At 63.3% G+C, this 20,713-nt stretch carries 17 protein-coding genes and 7 pseudogenes; 11 read left to right on the plus strand and 13 right to left on the minus strand.

Annotation, left to right across the window (positions count from 1 at the left end; genetic code table 11):
* Positions 1-185: 185 nt before the first annotated feature.
* From AC3WLT_RS18580 to AC3WLT_RS18590, 3 pseudogenes are all read right to left on the minus strand, one after another.
* Positions 186-756, minus strand: a pseudogene (locus tag AC3WLT_RS18580) (phosphonate degradation HD-domain oxygenase).
* Between the two features lie 4 nt (positions 757-760).
* A pseudogene (locus AC3WLT_RS18585) lies at positions 761-958 on the minus strand (aldehyde dehydrogenase family protein); the annotation flags it as partial.
* Positions 957-1,187: pseudogene (locus tag AC3WLT_RS18590) on the minus strand (FCD domain-containing protein); the annotation flags it as partial. The pseudogenes AC3WLT_RS18585 and AC3WLT_RS18590, both read right to left, overlap by 2 nt.
* Here AC3WLT_RS18590 and AC3WLT_RS18595 point away from each other — a divergent pair.
* A pseudogene (locus tag AC3WLT_RS18595) lies at positions 1,184-1,483 on the plus strand (2-aminoethylphosphonate--pyruvate transaminase); the annotation flags it as partial. The pseudogenes AC3WLT_RS18590 and AC3WLT_RS18595 sit on opposite strands and share 4 nt — an antisense overlap.
* Positions 1,484-1,520: 37 nt before the next feature.
* Here AC3WLT_RS18595 and AC3WLT_RS18600 read toward each other — a convergent pair.
* The gene (locus tag AC3WLT_RS18600) at positions 1,521-2,276 is read right to left on the minus strand and encodes a DeoR/GlpR family DNA-binding transcription regulator (protein WP_492593162.1); all 756 of its coding nucleotides are present in this window, start codon (positions 2,274-2,276) and stop codon (positions 1,521-1,523) included.
* 172 nt (positions 2,277-2,448) lie between these two features.
* Between AC3WLT_RS18600 and AC3WLT_RS18605 the strand changes: the two genes are divergently transcribed.
* Positions 2,449-4,008: an ABC1 kinase family protein gene (locus tag AC3WLT_RS18605; protein WP_492593163.1), complete on the plus strand. Its 1,560-nt coding sequence runs from the start codon at positions 2,449-2,451 to the stop codon at positions 4,006-4,008.
* Between the two features lie 110 nt (positions 4,009-4,118).
* The gene (locus tag AC3WLT_RS18610; protein ID WP_492593164.1) at positions 4,119-4,997 is read left to right on the plus strand and encodes a DMT family transporter; all 879 of its coding nucleotides are present in this window, start codon (positions 4,119-4,121) and stop codon (positions 4,995-4,997) included.
* A gap of 107 nt (positions 4,998-5,104) precedes the next feature.
* On the opposite strand, the gene AC3WLT_RS18615 is transcribed toward AC3WLT_RS18610, so the two are convergent.
* Positions 5,105-6,067: a L,D-transpeptidase gene (locus tag AC3WLT_RS18615; protein ID WP_492593165.1), complete on the minus strand. Its 963-nt coding sequence runs from the start codon at positions 6,065-6,067 to the stop codon at positions 5,105-5,107.
* A gap of 441 nt (positions 6,068-6,508) precedes the next feature.
* Here AC3WLT_RS18615 and AC3WLT_RS18620 point away from each other — a divergent pair.
* Positions 6,509-6,949, plus strand: a pseudogene (locus AC3WLT_RS18620) (adenine nucleotide alpha hydrolase family protein); the annotation flags it as partial.
* Between the two features lie 168 nt (positions 6,950-7,117).
* On the opposite strand, the gene AC3WLT_RS18625 reads toward AC3WLT_RS18620, so the two are convergent.
* From AC3WLT_RS18625 to AC3WLT_RS18640, 4 genes and pseudogenes are all read right to left on the minus strand, one after another.
* A complete protein-coding gene (locus tag AC3WLT_RS18625; RefSeq protein ID WP_492593166.1) occupies positions 7,118-7,384 on the minus strand; it encodes an RNA-binding protein in 267 nt (88 codons plus the stop codon).
* Between the two features lie 357 nt (positions 7,385-7,741).
* Positions 7,742-8,041, minus strand: a pseudogene (locus tag AC3WLT_RS18630) (hypothetical protein); the annotation flags it as partial.
* A gap of 96 nt (positions 8,042-8,137) precedes the next feature.
* Entirely contained in the window at positions 8,138-9,805 is a 1,668-nt protein-coding gene (locus AC3WLT_RS18635; protein ID WP_492593167.1) for a S10 family peptidase, read from the minus strand.
* 76 nt (positions 9,806-9,881) lie between these two features.
* Complete coding sequence (locus tag AC3WLT_RS18640; RefSeq protein WP_492593168.1) at positions 9,882-11,435, minus strand: S53 family peptidase; 1,554 nt, start codon at positions 11,433-11,435, stop codon at positions 9,882-9,884.
* A gap of 308 nt (positions 11,436-11,743) precedes the next feature.
* Here AC3WLT_RS18640 and AC3WLT_RS18645 point away from each other — a divergent pair, with 308 nt between their 5' ends.
* The gene (locus tag AC3WLT_RS18645) at positions 11,744-12,253 is read left to right on the plus strand and encodes a DUF1993 domain-containing protein (RefSeq protein WP_492593169.1); all 510 of its coding nucleotides are present in this window, start codon (positions 11,744-11,746) and stop codon (positions 12,251-12,253) included.
* A gap of 69 nt (positions 12,254-12,322) precedes the next feature.
* Here the strand turns inward: AC3WLT_RS18645 and AC3WLT_RS18650 are convergent, their stop codons facing one another.
* Positions 12,323-12,643 (minus strand): YnfA family protein, encoded by a 321-nt coding sequence (locus tag AC3WLT_RS18650; protein WP_492593170.1) that lies wholly within the window; start codon positions 12,641-12,643, stop codon positions 12,323-12,325.
* Positions 12,644-12,799: 156 nt separating this feature from the next.
* Here AC3WLT_RS18650 and AC3WLT_RS18655 point away from each other — a divergent pair, with 156 nt between their 5' ends.
* Positions 12,800-12,973 carry a DUF1289 domain-containing protein gene (locus tag AC3WLT_RS18655; RefSeq protein ID WP_492593259.1) on the plus strand — a complete coding sequence of 58 codons (174 nt, stop codon included), beginning with the start codon at positions 12,800-12,802 and terminating at the stop codon, positions 12,971-12,973.
* A gap of 13 nt (positions 12,974-12,986) precedes the next feature.
* Here AC3WLT_RS18655 and AC3WLT_RS18660 read toward each other — a convergent pair whose 3' ends face one another.
* Complete coding sequence (locus AC3WLT_RS18660; protein WP_492593171.1) at positions 12,987-13,616, minus strand: LysE family translocator; 630 nt, start codon at positions 13,614-13,616, stop codon at positions 12,987-12,989.
* A gap of 155 nt (positions 13,617-13,771) precedes the next feature.
* Here AC3WLT_RS18660 and AC3WLT_RS18665 point away from each other — a divergent pair, with 155 nt between their 5' ends.
* Both AC3WLT_RS18665 and AC3WLT_RS18670 read left to right on the plus strand, forming a co-directional pair.
* On the plus strand, positions 13,772-14,239 hold the full coding sequence (locus AC3WLT_RS18665) for an Lrp/AsnC family transcriptional regulator (RefSeq protein WP_492593172.1): 468 nt from the start codon (positions 13,772-13,774) through the stop codon (positions 14,237-14,239).
* Positions 14,240-14,314: 75 nt separating this feature from the next.
* The gene (locus tag AC3WLT_RS18670) at positions 14,315-14,548 is read left to right on the plus strand and encodes a hypothetical protein (RefSeq protein ID WP_492593173.1); all 234 of its coding nucleotides are present in this window, start codon (positions 14,315-14,317) and stop codon (positions 14,546-14,548) included.
* Positions 14,549-14,736: 188 nt separating this feature from the next.
* Here the strand turns inward: AC3WLT_RS18670 and AC3WLT_RS18675 are convergent.
* Positions 14,737-14,963, minus strand: a pseudogene (locus tag AC3WLT_RS18675) (dihydroxyacetone kinase subunit DhaK); the annotation flags it as partial.
* A gap of 913 nt (positions 14,964-15,876) precedes the next feature.
* Here AC3WLT_RS18675 and AC3WLT_RS18680 point away from each other — a divergent pair.
* Positions 15,877-16,572, plus strand: coding sequence for a glycine zipper 2TM domain-containing protein (locus AC3WLT_RS18680; protein WP_492593174.1), 696 nt, complete (start codon positions 15,877-15,879; stop codon positions 16,570-16,572).
* A 279-nt stretch (positions 16,573-16,851) separates the two neighbouring features.
* A complete protein-coding gene (locus AC3WLT_RS18685) occupies positions 16,852-17,133 on the plus strand; it encodes a hypothetical protein (RefSeq protein ID WP_492593175.1) in 282 nt (93 codons plus the stop codon).
* 140 nt (positions 17,134-17,273) lie between these two features.
* Here the strand turns inward: AC3WLT_RS18685 and AC3WLT_RS18690 are convergent, their stop codons facing one another.
* Complete coding sequence (locus AC3WLT_RS18690) at positions 17,274-18,485, minus strand: MFS transporter (RefSeq protein WP_492593176.1); 1,212 nt, start codon at positions 18,483-18,485, stop codon at positions 17,274-17,276.
* Positions 18,486-18,685: 200 nt separating this feature from the next.
* On the opposite strand from AC3WLT_RS18690, the gene AC3WLT_RS18695 reads away from it, so the two are divergent.
* Positions 18,686-20,692: a VTT domain-containing protein gene (locus AC3WLT_RS18695; protein ID WP_492593177.1), complete on the plus strand. Its 2,007-nt coding sequence runs from the start codon at positions 18,686-18,688 to the stop codon at positions 20,690-20,692.
* Positions 20,693-20,713 lie beyond the last annotated feature (21 nt).

Below are 20,713 nucleotides of genomic sequence, written 5' to 3' on the forward strand. Positions count from 1 at the left end.
GCCCGCCTCGCCGAAAGCCTTGCCACTGCTGGCTCTCCCGCCTCCCGCGCCCCGTTGTCCGAAGCACGAAAGAGCGAGATTCTAGCGAGCCGGGCGAAGGCTTGCAAGCGTTATTTTGATGCGCATGAATAGCACCAGAAATGGCGCGAAGATGGCACAACAAGAACTGACGAAAACACCCTCACTCAAACAACTGCGGCAGTCGCATGCCTTTGCATCACTCGCTCGACTACATCCAGATAGTGATCGAGATCGGGCGTCACACGGTTCTGTTCTTTTGCGCGGTCGTCCCATTTGCGAAGACGTAATGCGTCTTCGGCGTAGGGCTTCCTCAGGAACATCGCAGCGTCTTCCTCGCTGAAGATGCCGCCTTGCAACTCCAGACTCCGCACCGAGTCGGCCGATAGCAGGCCGACATAGGCGTTATCGATCGCGCATGGGCAGCGCTTGGCGTCGACGTGCAGTCGAATCGGCTCCAGCACCGCATCCGACAACACCGGCCGCAAGAACGGCAGCGCAAAATACTGATGCAGATCGTCGATACCGCGCTCGGTCGGTGATTCGCCTTGCAGATTCAGCAGATGTCCGAGGTCGTGCAAAAAAGGCGGCGGCGACCAGTTCGTCGTCGGCGCCCTCTTCTTCCGCCAATGCGCCGCTTTGCAATGCGTGTTCGAGTTGCGTCACCGGCTCGCCGCTATAAGCGAGATTGCCGTACTGCTCGAATAACGATCGGATGTCGCTCAGACTCAATGCCACCTCATTACTCCCACGGTAGTGAAAAGGTCTTCAGGTTGGTGAAGCTCTTCATCGCTTCCTGAACGCCTTCTTTATAGCCAAGCCCGGAATCCTTGATGCCGCCGAACGGCGTCAATTCGATCCGGTATCCCGGCACTTCCCATACGTTGACCGTCCCCACGCGCAACTCATTGATGAAGCGCGTGATCGCGTCCTGCCGGTTTCACGTTGCCCGCCGCCGCGACGATCGCGTCGTGAAACGCCACATTCGCGCGCGCGTAGGCGTCGTGATCCCGCGCATCGAGCGCGGCGCGCATGGCGTCGAGCCACTCGCGCAAGCCTGCGAGCTTTCGCGCGTCGATACTCGAAGCCAGCATCCGGCACGCCGCTGCTTCGAGCACCGCGCGCACCGCATAAATCTCGTCCGCTTCCGCCAGCGACACCGTCCGCACGCAATTGCGCAACCCTGATCGGCGAAATGAAGGCGCTCGGTTTCGAGCCATTCCTGAGGCCGGAAGTGCAGGCGCCGGTGATCGTCACGTTCCACGCGCCGCGCGACCCCGCGTGGAATTTCGCGGAGTTCTACGCCGCGGTGCGCGAGGCCGGTTACGTGCTGTATCCGGGCAAGCTGACGCAAGTGGAAACATTTCGGGTCGGCTGCATCGGCGCAATCGACGCGAACGAAATGCACAACGCGGTGGCCGCGATCGGCCGTGCGCTGGAGCGGCTTGGCATCCGCGTGAAGTAGCGGGATAACCGCTCAGGAAAACGAGCGGAACACACGCTCAGGCGATCAGGATTTCCGGCCCATGCGCCGCGATCGCCTTGCCGAGCGCCTTTTCGGGCGCGAGTTCAGTCACGAGATAACGCGCCGACTCGATACCGTTGATACGCACCGGCGTCACCCGCCCGAACTTCGAATGATCGGCGACGATGACCACCGTGTCGGCAGCGGCGATCATCCGGCTGCGCACTTCGGCGGCCATCCGGCTGTAGTCGGTCAGGTAGCCGTCCGGCGAGATGCCGCCCGCGCCGATGAACGCGAAGTCCGCGTGGTACTGCGTCAGTTGATGGACCGTGTCGAGGCCGAAAGTGGCGTCTTCGATATCCGACAGTTCGCCGCCGAGCAGCGTCACGCGGTTGTCGTTGCGGCGGCCGAGCAGCAGCGCAATGCGCCAGTCGTTCGTATAAACCGACAACCAATGCCGGTCGAGCAACGCCCGCGCCACCGCTTGCGTGGTGCTGCCCGAATCGACGATGAGCGATGCGCCGTCCGGCACGAACTCGGCCGCGCGTTCGCCGATCGCCCGCTTGGCGCCGGCGTTGGCGGCTTCGCGCGTATCGAGATCGGGCTCGCGCCGGTCGCTCGACAGCGCGCCGCCGTGGGTCGTAACCAGCAGGCCGCGCCCGGCCAGCGCGTTCAGATCGCGGCGGATCGTTTCGCGCGACACATTCAGTTCGCGCACCAGTTCAGCTACCGAGAGCGCGCCGTTTTTGGCAACTTGCGCGAGGATGTATTGGTGACGTTGTTCTGCGAGCATCGATTGAGAGCCGGGAGCCGGCACGCTGGGGTTTCGCCACGGTTGGAGAAGGCCGGCGTATTGTATTACGGTGTTACGCGTGGCGCGGGGATGCGCCTGCTGGCGCGCATCCCTGCTAACCTGAACGCCCTGGCCGCGCGTCGACGCCGCGCGGCCGCCTATAGAACCGCCAATGCCGCCACTGCTTCGCCGCTTACTGCTGTTGTTCAATGCGCTGCGTTACGGCGCGCGCCTGATCTGGCTTGCCGCCCCGCCCGATCACAAACTGCACTGGATGATCGAACTGGTCAGCCGCGTGCATGCCTCCGGGCGCGGACGCGAAAGCCTGCATGGCCTGCTGCCGGCGCTCGGGCCACTGGCGAGCGGCTTCGCGCAGACGCTGGCCGAACGTCCGGAACTGGCGAGCGGCACCTTGCACGAGGCCATCGACGCGATCGATCACCTCGAAGCCCCGCTTCCACCGGAAGAGTCAAAGGAGGCCCTGACGCGCGCATTCGGCCGGCCGCTAACCACGATCTTCACCGCGGTCGATCTGGTGCCGGTGCGCGGCGGCTTTGCCGAACAAACTCATTTTGCGCGGCTCGCCGTGGCGATCAACGGTCATCGCGAGGTGGCCATCAAACTGGTGCGCGCCGACCAGTTGCAACAGATCGGCGACGAACTCGCGCTGTTGCGCTGGGTCGCGCGCTGGCTGGAAAAGTTCTCCGGCACCGCACGCCGGCTGCAACTGCGCGCGCTGGCCCAGGCGTTTACCGACGACATCCTGCGCCGTTTCGACCTGCGCGCCGAGGCCGCCAATCTGAGCCAGACCGGCCATCATTTCGACGGCGACTCGCGCATCGTCGTGCCGAACGTGATCTGGGACCTGTGCACCAATCAAACGCTGACGATGCAGCGCATCAGCACCCTGCCGGCCAGTGATCTGCCCGGCCTGCATGCGCACCACATCAAACTTGCGCCGCTCGCCGCGCATATCATCGAGGTGGTGACCGAACAGGCGTTCGAGCATGGCTTCTTTCACGCGACCCTCGATGCGCGCCGGGTACGCGTGAGCGTCGAACCGGACACGCTGGGGCGCCTCGTGCTCGCCGAATTTTCGATCATGTCGAGTCTATCGACCGGGGAGCGCGAGTTTTTCGTGCATGGCGCGACCGCTCTGTTCGACCAGGACTACGGCCGGCTTGCCGAACTGCATCGCGATGCCGGGCACGTGCCGTATGACACGCGCGCCGAGATGCTCGAAGCGGAACTGCGCATCCGCGCCGAGGCGCATTTTGCGGCCGTTCCCGAAGACCGCTCGGCGGGCTCGCTGTTTCATCATCTGCTGCACGCGGTGCAACCGTTCGGCGGTGCCGTATCCGGGCGTCTCGCCACCGCGCAGCGTTCGTTCCAGCAGGCGGAAATGCTGGCGCGTGCGCTGCATCCGGGCGTCGATACGTGGAACATCACGCGCGGTGTGCTGGCCGGCATCGCGCGGCGCGACCTCGATCATCGCGGCTGGATCAAGCGCATTTCGCGCGAGCTGCCGCATCTCGCGCAGATGTTGCCGCGCGTGCCGCAGCTCGCCGTTCGATACCTGCAACACGAGCATGATCGCGCCCGTACGCCGCGGCAGAACGCGCAACTGATCGAGGATATCGGCCGCGAATATCGGCTCACGCGCGTGTTGTTGTGGGCGTGCGCGCTGTGCGGCGGGGTGCTCGGCGCAGGCACCGTGCTGCTGATGTGGTGACCCGGCCACAGCTGACGTGAGCTGACGCAGGCGATTGCAGCGTCGAACAAGACGCGCCTTGCACGCTCCGGCAAGATGGCGGGCTTTCAGCTTCCCACCATCGACGCTCGATGCTCGCTACCTTTACCGCCGCCGTCTTCGTCGTGTTGTGGTCGACCGGATTCGTGGTCGCCCGGGCGATCACGCCATATGCCGATCCCAATCTGTTTCTGCTCGCGCGCTTTGGCGGCACTGCGCTGCTGTTCACGCTGGCCGCGTTGCTCGCCCGCGCCGCGTGGCCGACCGGCCGCAATCTCGGCAGGCATCTGGTGGCGGGCGCGCTGCTGCAAGGCGTGTATCTCGGCGCCGGCTACTGGGCGGTCGCGCAGGGCCTGAGCGCCGGTGTGATGGCCTTGCTCGGAGCGCTACAACCGCTGGCGACGGCCGCCGTCGCCGCGCCGCTGTTCGGCGAACGGCTCTCGCGGCGCGGCTGGGCAGGGATGGCGCTCGGCCTCGCGGGGGTAGCGCTGGTCCTCGAGCCGAAACTGGCCGCAGTCACGCTGCCGACGTCGGCACCGCACGGCAATGCGCCGCCGTGGCTGGTGGTGCTCGTCTCGATCCTCGCGGTCAGCGCAATTACCGCGGGCACGCTGTTTCAGAAGACTTCGCTCGCGAAGGCCGACATTCGCAGCGCAAGCGCGGTGCAGAATCTCGGCGCGGCGCTCGTGGCGGCGATTTTCGCGCTGGCGCTCGGCGAGCATCGCTGGATTGCTTCGCCGACACTGTGGATGTCGCTGGCGTGGGGCATCGTGATGCTGTCCGGCATCAGCGTCACCTTGCTGGTGTGGATGGTGAGGCGCGGCGATGCCGCGCGCGCCACCGCGCTGGTGTTTCTGGCGCCGCCGCTCGCCGCCCTCGAGGGTTATCTCGGCTTCGGCGAAACCCTGTTTCCGGTGCAGATTGCCGGTTTTGCGGTGGCGTTGCTGGGCGTGCTGCTGGCACGCTCGTGAGCCGTTGAATGACGCGCGGGCCGTTTCGCCGTTTCGCCCTTCCGCCCTTCCGCTCTTTCGCTCTTTCGCAAGATCGGCACGTTCGGTGCTCGTGCAATACCCGTGAGTCAGTCAGCCGTGTCCGCGCCAGCCGGCACTTTGGCCCGCGCCTTGGTGCCCGGCGCCGGCGCCCATGCAGGCCGGCTCTTGCACCCCGAATCCACCACGACGATGTAACGCCCCGCCCACGGCGTCGCCTGGCGATCGCTTTTCAACACCCACAGCGATTTGCCTGAAGCGACCAGTGCCATATATTCGGCGTCGAGAATGCCGTAGTGATCGAGGAACACATTGAGCGACGCCGGAATGCGCACGCAGCCCTTCGAATGACGAATGCCGAGCAGCGGCTCGAGCCGGTCGGGGTCCGTCGCGTGCATCTGGAAACGCATCTGCGACATGCCGCCCTTGCCCCAGCCGCGTTCGCCTTGCGCCCAGCCGAGATCGAAGATCCGCATGTCGCGCTTGCCATAGCCGCGGATGCGGTTCTCGTTCATCGTGCCTTCGGAGCGGAAATCCATGTTGGCGGGGGTATGTTCGAACACGCCGGGCGGCGTGATGAAGTGATCGTATTCGCCCGGCCGGCCGGTTCCGACAGGCGAGGCGCCGATCATCTGCCAGGTATCGGACGGCGCCGCGCGAAAGTAGACGAACAGCGCCTGCACGTTGGCGTTGCGATCGACCAGCAACACAAACTCGCCCGACAGATTGCCCAGAAGTTTCTCACTGAGCGCCGTTTGCAGACGGTAGGCGTAGGCGCGCTGCTCTGCGGCCGGCACTTTCAGCCGCCGGGTTACCTCTCGCGCGAACACGTCCCGAAACTGCAACGCGCGACGCGGGTCGATCACACCGGCCGCGTCGGGCGCGACAATGTCGGACGCGTCGACCATGGGCGCCGGACGGCTCGCCGGCCCAGGGGCTGCGATCGCGAAATTGCACGACAAGATGCAGAAGACGGCGCTCACGGCGCGCGTCAGATAGCGTGTCGAATAAGCTGCGCGCGACGAACGCGGCGCCAAGGGCGAACACGGCATACGAACCGCTTCGCGCCGACGATCTGCCGAAGCGGAAGTCATACGGTCCGGAACAGGCTGGCCAGGCCGATTAGGGTAGTTCATCGCGTATTTGAGCAAACCTGCTTATCTTATTATTGACTGCCCGCCGAATGACTGCCCGCCGGCTCATGCGTCGCCCGGATCGGCGACGATGTTACTAAGCGCCTTGCGATCTGTCGATAAAGAATCGGCCAATTTACCAATATCGCCATAATATCCGGCCATATTTTGAAATTCGCAAACCGATTTAATTCCGCTAACAAACCGTATTTAAAGCCAATATGGGCAATAAATCCGATACTGATGTGTCACAGCGGGCCGGCTGAACCGGCTCGTTTGTGAGTCCGCCGCTTGCGCACTTCGCGTGCAAGCACTCATCGTTTGACTTTGGCACAACCATGCATGGAGAAAGCAGAAATCATGGCGCAACAGGACCCAACCGCACGCCAGGCGTGCATCGTCGCGGAAATGCACGTCGGCGCCGGGTTCGACGCCGCCGAGGAAATCGAACGCCGCGTCGCCTTTCTGGCGAACTACCTGCGTGGCAACGGCCTGAAAACTTACGTGCTCGGGATTAGCGGCGGTGTCGACTCCACGACGGCCGGTCGGCTCGCACAACTCGCGGTAGAACGGTTACGCGCCGAACCTTACGACGCCCGCTTCGTCGCAGTACGCCTGCCCTACGGCATTCAAAAGGACGAGACCGACGCGCAGCAGGCATTGCAGTTCATTCGCGCGGACGAAAATCTCACCATCGACATCAAACCGGCCGCCGACGCAATGCTCGCCGCGCTGCACGCGAGCGGCGTGCCATTCACCGACCACTCGCAGCAGGATTTCGTCCACGGCAACATCAAGGCGCCGCGCGCGAGACGATTTTGCGTTTTTATGACGTGACGCAGCACAAGCGAGCGTTGCCGTACACGCCGTTCGATTGGCCGGTGCAGGCAAGCGGGATGTAGAGAAAGAAGGTGACAAACCGGATGCGCGTTCACGCGTACCTGGTTCGAGCGGGACGGTTGTGGTTAATCAGTGCGCGGCTGGCGGTTCGTCGCTGAACAGATCGGCGCTCGCTTCGAGCGCCAGACCGCCCAAATGCTTGCCGTGAATCTGCCGCGCAATTACCTCGCCCACATAGGGCACTTGCGCGCCCAGTTCGACGGTGGCGTACGCGCCGGGTTTGCCGGCGTCCACCACTTCGACGTTTTTCGCGTAATGGCCAAGTTCACGCTTAAGGAATTCGCGCACTTCCTGCTCGCTGCACGATTCCGCGATGTTGCGCACAATCAGGTTCATGCCGGCTACCCTCGGCTCGCGCGACGGTCCGCACCGCGGCCGGCGGTATGCGCGGGCACCGGTCGCAGCGCGCCACGCTGCCGGGCCTGAGCGGCGGCAAGCTGACGGATAAATGCTGCTCCGGCGGCGCCTAATGTGACTAGCGCGACCAACGACAGATAGAAGGCAATCATTTAAATCTCCCCTTCGAATTTCGTCCTGTTTTCAGGATAGCCACAATCGACAGCAAAAGCGATGCGGCACGTTGTCATAAAAACGGCTTAAAACATCCGTTAATGCACTGTACCTGAATAAGCGCGGGCAAAAATCCAAAGCACAAATGCTCGACGAGAACAGCGAAAACGACAGCGCGCAGCCTCATGGCGCGCTGTCGCGTTCGGCGCCGGTAGCGACATCGAGGCGGCTCACGTCGCAAGACGTTTGACTGAAGCCCGAATAAACCACGGACCAATTGCCGGCAATCGCGGCTTGCGCTTCCGCGAGACTCAGTTTGCCTTCGCAGACGCAGCGTTTGAGCATGACCGCCGCACGCGCCTTGCGGCGCTCGCCCTGGTGGCCTGCCCAGGGCAGGAGATCGAGATTGGCGGGCGCGTCCGGCGAGTCGCCGAGGACGATCGGCACACGCCTGTCGAGCGCGAAGGCCAAACCTTCGTCGGCAGCGGCGCGGTCTTGCCGTGGTGAATGCACTGGGCAAGACCGCACCCGCCCGCCGGAAACAGTGGCGCCACCGCCGCGCGCCACTGTTTCCGGCAGTCAGGGCTGCGCCTGCTTCGCCACGCGAGCCTGCAAAGCGCGGATGCGGCCTAGCGCCTGGGTATTGGACACGGTCGCGTCATACATTTTCGCGAGGTCTGCTTTGAACGCGGTCCGCGACCCGCCGTCGAGATAAACCATGTGCCCCGACGGATAAAAGCGCGCCGACAGGTTTTGCCGGACCTGCTGACTGAGAAGCGGCATCTGCTGCAGGTCGAGCACAGTCTGATAGAACGGCGTGACGTAATCGAAAAAACCGTTCGCCGACAGCACTTTCAGATCGGGATTGAGCGCCATCACCGCGGCGAGGTCGCCGGCGGTGTACAGAATCACGTTGCCCTTATCGTCGAGCCCCTTCTGCGCGCCGGTCGGGTCGATGTGGCCGAAGTCCCAATACTGGAACGCCTGGTCGTTGAGGTCGGTGAACGCCGAATTCGACGTGTATTTCAACTGCTCGTTCAGGTACACGTTCCACATGGTCGTATAGACGCCGGAGACCGCCGTCATGGTCGGATCGTTGCCGCCGGAGTTCGGGTCGATCTTGCCGGCGATGCCGGTGTCGATCGCCGTCACCCGCCCGTCATACGCACCGAGCGCCAGACCTTGCGCCTTCAGCAGCGTGGTCAAAAACAGCGAATTGCCGCGGCTGTCATACGACGCGATATCGAGGCTCCAAGCGAGCAAGGTGGTTTTGTCGATGCCGGTGTATTCGCTGAGTTTTTCGACCGTTGCCGAATCGGTAGTCGGGAACTTGCGCAGCGCCGCCAGATAATCGGTGCGCGCGAACTGCGCCACTTCTTCGGCAAACGCGCCGAGATCGGTCGGGCGCGGGGCGATGCCGAGTTTCTTGTGATACCACGCGTCGGCGGCGGCGGTGGGCAAGGTGCCGACCGGATTGCCGGACTGCGTGTAATCGAGAATCGACGATTGCAGCGTGATGCCGTTCAGATCGACGCCGTCTTCATGCAGCCGGTACGCCAGCACGCAACTGCGCGCCGTCCCGTACGACTCGCCGAACAGATACTTCGGCGAATTCCAACGGTTGTTCTTTGTCAGAAACCGCTTGATGAACTGCTTGATCGAGTTCGCGTCCTGGTCGACGCCCCAGAAGTCGCGGTTCTTCTTCGGCGCGATGGCCGCCGAGTAGCCGGTGCCGACCGGGTTGATGAACACGAGATCGCTCTTGTCGAGCAGGCTGTCCGGGTTGTCCTCCATCGAGTACGGCGCGGGCGGCGTAAAGCTCGGCATCGAGGTCTTGATGCGGCGCGGTGCGAACGAGCCAAGCAGCACGAACACCGAAGACGAACCCGGCCCGCCGTTATAGAAAAACGTCAGCGGCCGGGTCTCCTCCTTCTGGTTGTCCTGCGTGAAGGCGACGTAGAACATCCTGGCCTCGGGCTGCGAACTGCCTGGATCGACGATCACGAGGTGACCGGCAGTCGCCGTGTAGTTGATTTTGTGTCCGCCGATCGTGACCGAATGGTGCGTGATCGCGGCGGTTTCAGCGGTTTCGGTGACGGAATCGTCTGGCCCGTTACCGTAGGCGACCGGATCGAAAAATGGCTGGTCGCCGGCGTGATGCGGCGCGCTCGCTGCCGCCGGCGTGGGTGACGCGTGAGAATTGTGTGGCGACTGCGGACTGACGGAAGCTGACTCGGTATTCGTCATGATCGCTCCATGGATTCGTTAACGTCTTGTGTAGTCTGTGTGGTCTTGCGTGTCGTGTAGTTCGTGTGTCATCAGACTATAGTGCCGCCGCCACCTTCTGGCCATTGGGACTGCCGAGTCCCGTGCACGCGTCCCAGCCGACCGACGCGGCAAAACTGCCGTTGTTTCCTTGCGTGATGTCGTTGCAGACGCCCGCAGTGCTGTACAGCTTCGGGTTGATGAAACCGGCCGGCTGCCCTTTTGCCGCATTGATGCGCGCAATCAGCGCGGCCCATAGCGGCGCGACCGCACTGGTGCCGCCCACCACCGTTTGCGTGCCGTCGATCAATACACTGTAGCCGGTGACAGGTGAGGCGTCGCCTGACACGTCCGGCACGCCGCGCCCGCCAAGCGGCGTCTTGCTGCCGCCAGTATCCGTCGACGACAAACCTTCTTGCCACACCGGCACCGGAAACGCCTGACTCACGCCACCGCCGCTCGCGCCGCCTGCGCCGTCGTTCCACACCACTTCGCTCGAAACCGACGTGCCCGACGCAGTCACGCTCGTACCGCCGCACGCCAGCACATAAGGGCTCGACGCCGGAAAGTCGACGTGATCGCCGCCCAGACCGTCGCTCGAACCGCTGTCGCCCGACGCGGCGCACACGGTCACACCGAGGGTCGCCGCGGCCTGCAGAACGCTGTTGAAGGCCTGCAGCGACTGGCTGGTCCAATTCGACTCCGGCCCGCCCCAACTGATCGAGATCACCGAGGGCTTATTGGTCGTGTCGTGCACCGCGCGGCTCACCGCGTCGATGAAACCGGCGTCGCTGTTCTGCGTGAAATACACCGCGATCGTCGCGCCCGGAGCAATCGCGCCGACGATTTCGATATCGAGCGTGACTTCGCCGTCCGGGCCACTCGGGTCGCCGGTCGGCTGGTTGCTGCCCTGATCGACGCCGACCGGCTTCACCGTCGGCGAGTGGACGCCGAGACTCGCGAAATAGGTTTTGAGGTCGGAGTTCACGTACCCGCCGCCGAGTTCGATGATGCCGACGCACTGCCCGCTGCCGTCGCCTTGCGGAAAATGGTAGAGCGACGCGAGTTGCGGCGGCGTGAAGGAAGGCTGCGGCGCCCGGGCCGGTTGGAACGGCGGCCGGATACGAAAATGCGGCCGCGCCTGTGGCCGGTTGTCGAGCCCCAGCACGGCCTCGACCACGCCGTGCAGATCGTCCGGCACGCTGATCGTGCCGGTGCGGCCGCGGAACTGGCCGGCCGAATGATGCTCGTAATGCTGCAACTGCACAGCGAACGCGGTCTGGAACTGTGCGATCGTGCCGCTCAGCTGCACCGAGCGCGCCGCCGGGTCCTCGCGCACCACCGTCAGGCCATGCTCGGCCGCAAAGGCTTTCACTTTGGCGATGTCCTCCGGCGCCGCGCCGTAGTCCTTTGCAAACTCCTCGCGCGACAGCGGCTTGACGCTCGGGTCGCCCGACTCGATCTTGCTCATCAACGCATCGAACTGGGCCTGCTGCTTACGGCGCAGCATCACGAAGACCTCGATCCGTTCAGCGGGATCGCATTGCCCTACGACTTTCGAACCCTGCTCTACCGTTCGCTCGCTTCCCGGCAGCGGATGCTTGTTGGCCATGATATCGACTCTCCTTCCTGTTAGCGTGACGGCGCGGACCACAAGACAAACCCGGGCATGGTGCACGCCGGCACAAACTCCCCGCCTCGAACCGGCGGCGGGTTGCTGTTTCAAGAACTGCGTCAAGCCGTCCGACAAATGCATTCGACCACAGTTCCGACATGCGCGGCAGTTGTCCAAATGGCTAACGCCGTGCTCCGTCAATGTGCGTCGCGCACCGCTCGCGCTATGATGCTGCAGCGGCAATCCAGCCGTTACATTGCCTCGCGCGCCGTCTGCGCACACGTTCGAAGAGTCAGAGGAACCCCATGTCCATTACGATGTATCAAGCATCAGTGCCCGTGCTGGTGCGCGGCCTGACCAACCTGCAAGCCATTCTCGGCAAAGCCGAGGCGCACGCTGCGGAGAAACAGATCGACCCATCCGTGTTCACGAACGCCCGGCTCGCTCCGGACATGCTGCCGCTGACACGCCAGGTCTATATCGTCAGCGACACGGCCAAGGGTTGCGCCGCGCGTCTCGCCGGCGTCGAAGCGCCGAAGTACGAAGACGTCGAACAGACCTTCGACGAACTGCATGCCCGCCTTCAAAAGACGATTGATTATCTGAAGGAATTCAATGCGGGGCAGATCGACGGATCGGAACAGCGGAGCATCACGCTGAAAATGCGCACCGGCCCGATCGAGTTCACGGGGTTGTCGTATCTGCTGGGTTTCGTGCTGCCGAACTTCTATTTTCACGTCACGACGGCTTACGACATCCTGCGTCACAACGGCGTCGAACTCGGCAAGCTCGACTATCTGGGCGGCATCAAGTAGGAAGCGGCTTGCGCGCCGTTGCATGAGAGCTGCTTGAGAGCTGGCATGAGCAGCATCGCATGGGCGCTGTCAAACGCGCGGCTGGAACGCGATGATCGCCATGCCGGCCAGCGTGAACGCGACGCCAGCCGCATCCCATAGCGTGGGGCGCACTTTGTCGACGCACCATAGCCACGCAATCGCCACTGCCACGTACACACCGCCGTACGCCGCGTAGATGCGGCCCGCGGCGGTGCCGTGCAGCGTCAGTAACCAGGCGAACAATGCGAGACTGAGCGCGCCGGGCACCAGCAGCCACGCAGAGCCGCCCTCCTTCAGCCAGCGCCACGGCAAATAGCAACCGACGATTTCGGCAACGGCGGTCACGGCGTACAGCAGAAAAGTTTTCATCAAGAGGAAAGGAAGCAAGTGATTGTGTGGCCGCGTGCATATGCGGTTGCCTATGCGCTTGCGCGTCCATCTATCGGCTTTATTAACACAATCACTTTGCGCGTGGGCATGGTCCATGCGAGAGTCGCCGTCACCGTTTCCTATTCACCGCCTCTCATGAGCATCGAATCACCCTGTATCGACATCTGCAAATTCGACGGCAAGACCGGATTCTGCATCGGCTGCCTGCGCACCCGCGACGAATGCAAAAGCTGGAAGAAGATGAAAGACAAGCATCGCCGCAAAATCATCGAGGATCGCTCGCGGCGCGAGCACAAGCTGAACAAATGAGCCGTGCGCCGCCTCAGTCCAGCGAGAGGCGCAGCGCGAAGCCGATCAACGCCGCGGAGAAAGTCCAGCGCTGCAGCGTTTGCGCGAGCGGATGGGCACGCATCCAGCCGGCGATGCGCGCAGCGCCGATCGCATACATGACGTCGAAACATGCACCGATGGCGAGCAGCACCAGACCCAGTTCGATCATCTGCAACCCCACCGGCCCGGCCTCCGGGCGTACGAACTGCGGCAACAGCACCGAACAGAACAACAGCGCTTTCGGGTTCAGCAGATTGGTCAGCAAACCCTTGACGAAAGCGGTACGCAAAGGCCGCGATTCGGCGCTCGCCGCGCCGCCTTCAGACAACGCGAACACCGGCGAGCGAAAGATCTGGATGCCGACCCACGCGAGATAAACCGCGCCGCCGTAGCGCACCGCTTCGTACAGCCACGGCGCGCTGCGCAACAGGGCGGCCACACCGCATGCTGAGAGCGTGACGTGCGCCGCGCGCGCCAGCCCGAGGCCGCCGGCGGCAGCGAAGCCGCTGCGCACGCCGCGTCCAATACTGGTTTGCAGAACCAACGCCATATCTGGTCCGGGCACCGCGTAGACCACGAACAGTGCCGCCATATAGACGATCAGAAGATGTGCGGAAATCATAGGAGCCTCGCGTTTTCAAGGGCTCTATGTTGCTATCGTCGACGGAGTGTTTGTTGGCGAATTACCGGGCAGGATACGTAATTTTTGGCGGAATGCGCTAATATTCCGCACTCAAATCATGTTTCCCGCTAAGCGAACACAAGCGAAGATCAGCGATGACCACCGACCTCGATAAAACAGACCGCGCGATCCTCGCCGCGCTGCAAAACGACGGCCGCATGTCGAATGCGCGGCTAGCCGAAACGGTCGGCCTGAGCGAGACGCCGTGTGCGCGCCGCCTCAAGCGTCTGGAGAACGACGGCTATATCGATCAGTACCGCGCGATGCTCTCGCGTTCCGCGCTCGGCCTCGGGGTGGTGGCGTTCGTCTATGTGCGCTTTGCCGTGCACGATCGCGCCGTCGCCACCCGCTTCGAGCGCGAAGTGCAGGCGATTCCGCGGATTCTGACGTGCCACAACGTGTCGGGCAGCGCAGACTACATCCTGCAGGTCGTCGCGCGCGATCTCGACGATTACGGCACCTTCATGCGCGACGAAATGCGCAGTCTGCCGGGCGTGACCTCGGTGGAGTCGGCGTTGTCGTTGCGGGAAGTGAAAGCCAACGGCGGCTTGCCGCTGTCCTGAATGCCGGCGTGGCATAGTCACGCCTTCGATACGCCGCGAGCCGGCCAGACGAAACCAGACGAATACGGAGTTTTCATGGATCACGAACAGGCGCGAGCCGAAGAAACCGCAGCAATGGAGCGCGTGTTGACCGCCACCAAACGGGTGCAGGCGGCCTTCGCTTCGCTGCAATCGCAATTCCCGCCCGCCGGCAGCGGCCAGCCTTCGCAGTTCGCGCTGCAAACCTTCGACGCCGCGCTGCAAGAACTCGAAGACGCGCAAGCCGCATTTGACGGCCTGCTCGGCGATCTGCTTGACGGTAACCGTTGAGTGGCATACCGGGCCGCTTCGCTGCATAACCGCTGCGCCACGCGCGGGCGGTTCGCGTTTCACATATCCAGCGAGGCGGCGCCGCGTTATTTGGAGGTGCGTGCCGGACTTGACCGTTAGTTGCATCTCAATGGAGTAAAGTCAAAACTACCTCGCCTTCGGCGGCTAACCGCGAAGCGAAGGATCCACATCCCATAACCGACAAAGCCCGAATGCAGCGGCTCATGTCCCGAACCGCCGCCGGAAATCAGCGCAACCTGCCGGGCTTCAGTTCCTTGCGGCGCACGAACACGGGTTCATTGTCGAGCACCACCAGGTCGCTGTGCGCGGCGGCGATTCCCGCCGGACTCTCAGCGAGAAAATCGTCCACATGGCCGATGAATTTTTCACGGTCTCTCGCTCCTTCACTCCTCAGCCGAACGGAAACCCGCGGAAGAAATCTGGAATGAGCTGCGCCGGCGCGCGAATCACATCGCCGGATACGAACCGAAGTGGAATGCGTCTTTTCAATTCACGTCGACAGACGGACAGCATTCCAGATTGATCAGGAATACGACATTAAAAGAGGATTTCGACGCCCCCGTCGATGGTCAACGCAGACAGTCCGATGACTGCCTGAGTCGGCCGGCGAGTTTCTGCTCGCTGTACTTCGGTAGCTAGAACGCGATCAACGCATCGACCAGGTGACGACGCGCGGATTACCGCGGCGGTGCGAACGCGTTTCCCGCGACGTTAGGCGCTCGAGGATTGGGGTTCATGTTCAGGCTCGTGCCATTTGCTCTCATGTTGCTGACGGACGGACCCGATTCCGTGCCGCCCCGACCGCCGATCGCCGTCGCGCCACGCACCGACCCTGCGCCTGGACTCGTGCCTGGACTCGTGCCTGTTACGCCGTTTCCCAAGCCCGTTCCGGTTCCCGCACCATTGGCGCCGTTCAACTGCGCGCCGCTCATATCAGCGGAGGTAGCGCTTCCTGACTGAGCGTAAGCCGCTCCTGACAAACCAATAAGCAAAGCCGACGCCAAAAGACTGTGTGTGACGATCTTCATAACTCACTCCGTAACACCATCGGATTTTTCGCCGGAAACACGCGCAGCATCGTCATGAATTTGTGCACTTCACGCGCACGAATGCAGCCGTCAATAAGTAAGACGGCGGGCCGCCTGCTTTGTTCACGCATCGAATCGCGTTTCAAATGCGCGCCGCGTCGCCGGATTGCTTTCAGGCGTGTCGGCAGTCGTACAAATGCTTACAAAGCAGCGCGCCGGACGCGTACACCGCCTTCGCTGCTGCGGCGTTATTGCAGACACCTACCAGCGGAGTCCGCAATGAACACGAACCTCACCCCCAGCAACCCGCAGCGCAGTCGCATTCACCCTCTCGTCGCCGGCGCGGCGGCGGCCGTCATCCTCGCCAGCGCCACGGGCATCGCGGCAATGACCGGCATTCTGCCGACCTCGCACGCCGTCACGGCGCCCGCGGCTCCGGTCGCGGCGGTCGCTGCACCGGTTGCGAGCGCTCCGCTGGCCACGACTCAAACGAACCCCCAGCCGAACACCGTGCAACACACGGCTCAGGAAGCCGCTCCGGCCCGGCCGCGCGTGCATCACACGCACAGCACGGCGGCAGCGGACGCTCCGCGGTACTCGAACAATGAGGGATACCAGACGCCGTCGGCGAAGCCGGTCGCCGACCCGTACGCGGGCGAAGTCGTCGCGATCAACACAGTCCAGTCGCCCGAGCCGACCACCGGCCTCGGCGCGGTAGGCGGCGCGGTCGCTGGCGGACTGATCGGCAATCAGATCGGCGGTGGACGCGGCAAAATTCTGGCGACCATTGCAGGGGCTGTCGGTGGCGGCGTGGCCGGTAACGGCATCGAACATGCCGTACGCAAGCAGACGACCTATCAGGTCCAGGTGCGCATGCAGGACGGCAGCTACCGGAACTTCGACTATCAGACCCAACCGGCCGTGCAGGTTGGCGAGCGCGTCCACGTGTCCGGCGACACGTTGACAGCTTCGTGAGCGGCTGACTGAGCGGCTCAATAAACGGCTCAATAAGCGGCTCAATAAACGGCTCAATAAGCGGCTCAATAAGCGGCTCAATAAGCGGCTCCACGAGCGGCTTATTGAGCGCGTTCGCGAGCTGGATTCGCCCGGCTTGACGGGCGGCGGGGCAAAGCGTTACCAGTGGTTACACAAGTGACAATAGTGGCGTACATGCCAGGCCCAAGCCGCCCTACAATCCAGTTCGCCAGTCACCGCCCGGCGCCCGCATGGAGCGAACCGGTCAGGAGAAATACGATGAAACGCCCCACTCTTTTACTCGCAGCAGGCCTCTGCGCTGCATGTGCTTCCAGTGCCGCTATGGCTCACGTGGATGTCGGCGTATTCCTTGGGGCGCCCGCACCTCTGTATGTGGAACAGCCTCCGGTCATCTATCAGGCGCCGCCTGTAGTCTACGCGCCGGCACCCGCCTATTACGGTTATGGATATGACCGCGAGTACCGCGACGACCGCCGCTGGCACGACAACGGCTGGCACCGCGGCTGGCATCATCGTCATCATGAAGATGACGATGATTGATCCGGGCTCCCCGCACTGACGCTGGGCACAGCACTATCCAACGCAATTCGCTGGCGCGCGACGCAATAACCTTGCACGGCGTGCGTTCGTGCGTTCCGCTTCGACTTTGCCAATACCGGCATGAGTCGTAGCAAAACGGCCTAGCGCGCGAAACCTCGCCGCCACTTCGCACCAGCGGCCAACGCGCACAGCGTCAGCACACAAAATACCGCGCCTGCATAGAAAGTCGCCATGGCGCCGAAGCGGTCCCACAGCCCGCCCGCGACGACGCTCGCCACGAGCGTCGCCAGCCCGCTCATCAGGTTGAAAAACCCGAATGCGGTGCCTTTCAGATCGGGCGGCGCGGTATGCGCAACCATCGTGGCGAGCAGCCCCTGCGTGAGTCCCATGTGCAATCCCCACAGCGCGACACCGAGTATCACCACCGGCCAGTGACTGCCGTGCGCAAGCACGATATCCGACGCAATCAGCACCACGAGGCCCATGGCCAATAGTCTGGTGTGGCTCATCGAATCGGCGAGTTTTCCGAACGGATACGCCGATACCGAATACACGAGATTCATCGCCACCATCACGAGCGGCACCAGCGCCATCGGCACGCCGCCCTGCATCGCGCGCAGCACGAGGAAGGCCTCGCTGAAGCGCGCGAGCGTGAAGACCGCGCCGATGAACACCACCCACCAGTACGAGCGGCTCAGCTTCTTCAGATTTTCGAGCTTCAGCGGATTGACGCGTTTCGCGTCCGCGTGACGCGCGGGTTCCTTGATGCCGAACACCAGCAGCGCGACGGCGATCAAGCCGGGAATCACGGCCACCCAGAACACGAGACGAAAATTGTCCGCCCACAGCAGCATCAGTGCGACAGCCAGCAACGGACCGAGAAACGCGCCGACCGTGTCGAGCGATTGCCGTAACCCGTATGCCGCGCCGCGCAGATGCGGCGGCGTGATATCCGCGACCAGCGCATCGCGCGGCGCGCCTCTCACCCCTTTGCCGATCCGGTCGGTGACGCGCGCAGCCAGAACGATCCCGGCCGTCGGCGCGAGTGCGAACAGCGGCTTGCTCAACGCGCCCATGCCGTAGCCGATCACCGCGAGCCATTTCCGGTTGCCCAGATAGTCGCTGAGCGCGCCGGAGAAAATCTTGACGATGGGCGAGGTCGCTTCCGCGACGCCTTCAATCAGGCCGACCATCACGGCGCTCGCACCGAGACTCGTCACGAGGAACATCGGCAGCAGGCTGTGAATGATCTCCGACGAGATGTCCATGAACAGGCTGACGAAGCCCAGCATCCAGATGCCGCGGGGAATCTGGCTGAGTGCGCCGGCGCGCGGCGTGGAATGGGTACGCATCTTTTCTCGACTCTGGGATGTCGGGTTCAACGGCCGCATGGTCGCCTGCCGCTGTAAAACCAGCATGAAGCGATGCCAATGATAGGCCAATGATGCATGCCTCATTGCCTGACACGAGCCGATAGCGCCATCCGGTCGTGCGCGCATCCGATCGTGCGCGTTATTATCAACAGTTACGTCAGAACGGTTCATAGCACACGATGGAGCACGCGTACGTCCACCTGTTGAATCTGCTGGCCGGTCACCCGGAGTGGACGCTCACGGTCGTTTTCCTCGCGGCCTTCCTTGAAGCCATTGCCGTCATCGGCACCTTCATCCCTGGCAGCACTGCCATGTTCCTGGCCGGCGCACTGGCCGGCACCGGATCGCTGAGCCTTGGCTGGGTGTTCGTCTGGGCGATAGCCGGCGCGGTCGCCGGAGACGGCATCAGCTACTGGATTGGCAGCCGCTACAAGGACAGGATCGTCCAGGTATGGCCTTTCTGTAAGCATCCGCAGGTGCTCGATGCAGGACGCCGCTTCTTCGAAAAACATGGCGCGAAGAGCGTGGTGTTCGCCCGTTTCGTCGGACCGTTGCGGGCGATCGTGCCTGTGGTGGCGGGCATGCTCGGCATGACGCCGGTGCGGTTCTACGCGATGAACGGCCTCTCGGCCCTGCTCTGGGCGCCCGCCCATATCCTGCCGGGCGTGGTGTTCGGCGCATCGGTGCTGCTGGCGGGCGCAGTGTCGTTCCGCCTCGTCGTCATCATCGCGCTGCTGGTGAGTATCGTCTGGCTGAGCTTTCGAGCCGCGCGCTTTCTGTTCTCGCACGCCAATGCGTGGTCGAGCGCGGCCGGCCGCCAACTGGCGAACTGGGCCAGCCGGCACCCGGGCCGAATCGGCCGGCTCGCACAAAGAATGCTGGATCCCGAGCAGCCGGATGCCGGCAGCATTGTGGCGGCCTCGTTCATCGTGCTGGTTTCCGGCGCCCTCTTCTTCGGCGTTGTCGAAGACGTCATCAGCGGCGATCCGCTGGTGCGCATCGATCTATCCGTCTATCACTTCCTGCAATCGGTACGCACGCCCTGGGGCGATACCGTCCTCGCGGGTCTCGCCACGCTGGGCAGCGTCGTCACGCTGGCCGCCCTCGTCGTCACGGTTACGCTTTGGATGGTGTGGGAACGGCGCTGGCGCACCATCGGCTACTGGCTGGCCGCGGTGGTGTTTTCCCAGTTGCTGATCTTCGCTTTGCAGTTCGCGATGCACCGTGCTCCGCCGGATTCGCTCGTCTCCAATGCCTACGTGTTTCCATGCAATCACGTCGCCGCTACGGTGATCGTCTATGGCTTTCTGGCATTCCTGCTTGCGCGAAGGGTCGGCATGCTGGAGGGTTTGGCCGTCGCAACCGCAAGTGCCGTCGTCGTCGTGGTCGTCGCGCTCGCGGGACTTTACTTCGGCAGGTTCTGGGTGACGGACGCGCTTGGCGGCGCCGCGCTGGCGTACGCCTGGGTGGCGATCGTTGCGTTGACAGCCATCTGGCGGCACCCGGAAGCGCCGCCGTCACGCAGGTTCATGCCGGTCGTGATTCTGCTGGTCCTGCTCGTGACCGTGGGTGTGCAGCTTGGCGTCAATCCTCCTGCCGCGTCGCCGGACAGTACGCGGCCTCCGCCGCCCATACTCGTCACGCAATCGCAGTGGACCGTTTCTCTCTGGAAGCGCCTGCCATGCTATCGCTCGGATATGGGAGGCGATCGCAAGGAGCCGCTCACGCTGCAATGGGTGTCGAACCTCGATACGATAAGAGGACGACTTCGCGCTCAGGGATGGGTCGAAGGAACGGACCTTTCGGCGCGCAGCCTGCTTTCTCTCGCCTCGCCCAACGTCGCCGCCGTGTCGCTTCCGGTGTTGCCGAAGCTGAACAACGGCGTGCCCTCGTCGCTGGTCTTCACGCGTCCTGGCGGCACGCTCGACGAACGCGACGTACTGCGCTTCTGGCCAAGCGGCTACGCGGTGGCAAACGGCGCGGCGTCCACTCCGCTCTGGGTCGGAGCTTTGGCACACGAACGCCTGTTCCGTCCGTCCTGGCCAATCAATATCCTGCGAGCCGACAAGGATGCGACCTCACTCGATACTCGCGACGCCTGGAGCACAGGCTTCGGAGCCGATGTCGTGGCAAGAGTGAGTTGTCACGGCGTGCCGGTATCGCTATTGGCGTCGCCTGAGGAATGAGCGGACTCGGATTTCGTGGTC

The organism is Paraburkholderia sp. FW306-2-2C-D06C, from assembly GCF_058781505.1.

Excerpts from the sequence above, each read along its gene's own strand:
- AC3WLT_RS18635 (WP_492593167.1), bottom strand. The coding sequence starts at position 9,805 with ATGACGAATACCGAGTCAGCTTCCGTCAGTCCGCAGTCGCCACACAAT.
- AC3WLT_RS18685 (WP_492593175.1), top strand. The coding sequence starts at position 16,852 with ATGAAACGCCCCACTCTTTTACTCGCAGCAGGCCTCTGCGCTGCATGT.
- AC3WLT_RS18640 (WP_492593168.1), bottom strand. The coding sequence starts at position 11,435 with ATGGCCAACAAGCATCCGCTGCCGGGAAGCGAGCGAACGGTAGAGCAG.
- AC3WLT_RS18605 (WP_492593163.1), top strand. The coding sequence starts at position 2,449 with ATGCCGCCACTGCTTCGCCGCTTACTGCTGTTGTTCAATGCGCTGCGT.
- AC3WLT_RS18665 (WP_492593172.1), top strand. The coding sequence starts at position 13,772 with ATGACCACCGACCTCGATAAAACAGACCGCGCGATCCTCGCCGCGCTG.
- AC3WLT_RS18655 (WP_492593259.1), top strand. The coding sequence starts at position 12,800 with ATGAGCATCGAATCACCCTGTATCGACATCTGCAAATTCGACGGCAAG.
- AC3WLT_RS18615 (WP_492593165.1), bottom strand. The coding sequence starts at position 6,067 with ATGCCGTGTTCGCCCTTGGCGCCGCGTTCGTCGCGCGCAGCTTATTCG.
- AC3WLT_RS18660 (WP_492593171.1), bottom strand. The coding sequence starts at position 13,616 with ATGATTTCCGCACATCTTCTGATCGTCTATATGGCGGCACTGTTCGTG.
- AC3WLT_RS18600 (WP_492593162.1), bottom strand. The coding sequence starts at position 2,276 with ATGCTCGCAGAACAACGTCACCAATACATCCTCGCGCAAGTTGCCAAA.
- AC3WLT_RS18645 (WP_492593169.1), top strand. The coding sequence starts at position 11,744 with ATGTCCATTACGATGTATCAAGCATCAGTGCCCGTGCTGGTGCGCGGC.
- AC3WLT_RS18650 (WP_492593170.1), bottom strand. The coding sequence starts at position 12,643 with ATGAAAACTTTTCTGCTGTACGCCGTGACCGCCGTTGCCGAAATCGTC.
- AC3WLT_RS18625 (WP_492593166.1), bottom strand. The coding sequence starts at position 7,384 with ATGAACCTGATTGTGCGCAACATCGCGGAATCGTGCAGCGAGCAGGAA.
- AC3WLT_RS18670 (WP_492593173.1), top strand. The coding sequence starts at position 14,315 with ATGGATCACGAACAGGCGCGAGCCGAAGAAACCGCAGCAATGGAGCGC.
- AC3WLT_RS18610 (WP_492593164.1), top strand. The coding sequence starts at position 4,119 with ATGCTCGCTACCTTTACCGCCGCCGTCTTCGTCGTGTTGTGGTCGACC.
- AC3WLT_RS18690 (WP_492593176.1), bottom strand. The coding sequence starts at position 18,485 with ATGCGTACCCATTCCACGCCGCGCGCCGGCGCACTCAGCCAGATTCCC.
- AC3WLT_RS18680 (WP_492593174.1), top strand. The coding sequence starts at position 15,877 with ATGAACACGAACCTCACCCCCAGCAACCCGCAGCGCAGTCGCATTCAC.
- AC3WLT_RS18695 (WP_492593177.1), top strand. The coding sequence starts at position 18,686 with ATGGAGCACGCGTACGTCCACCTGTTGAATCTGCTGGCCGGTCACCCG.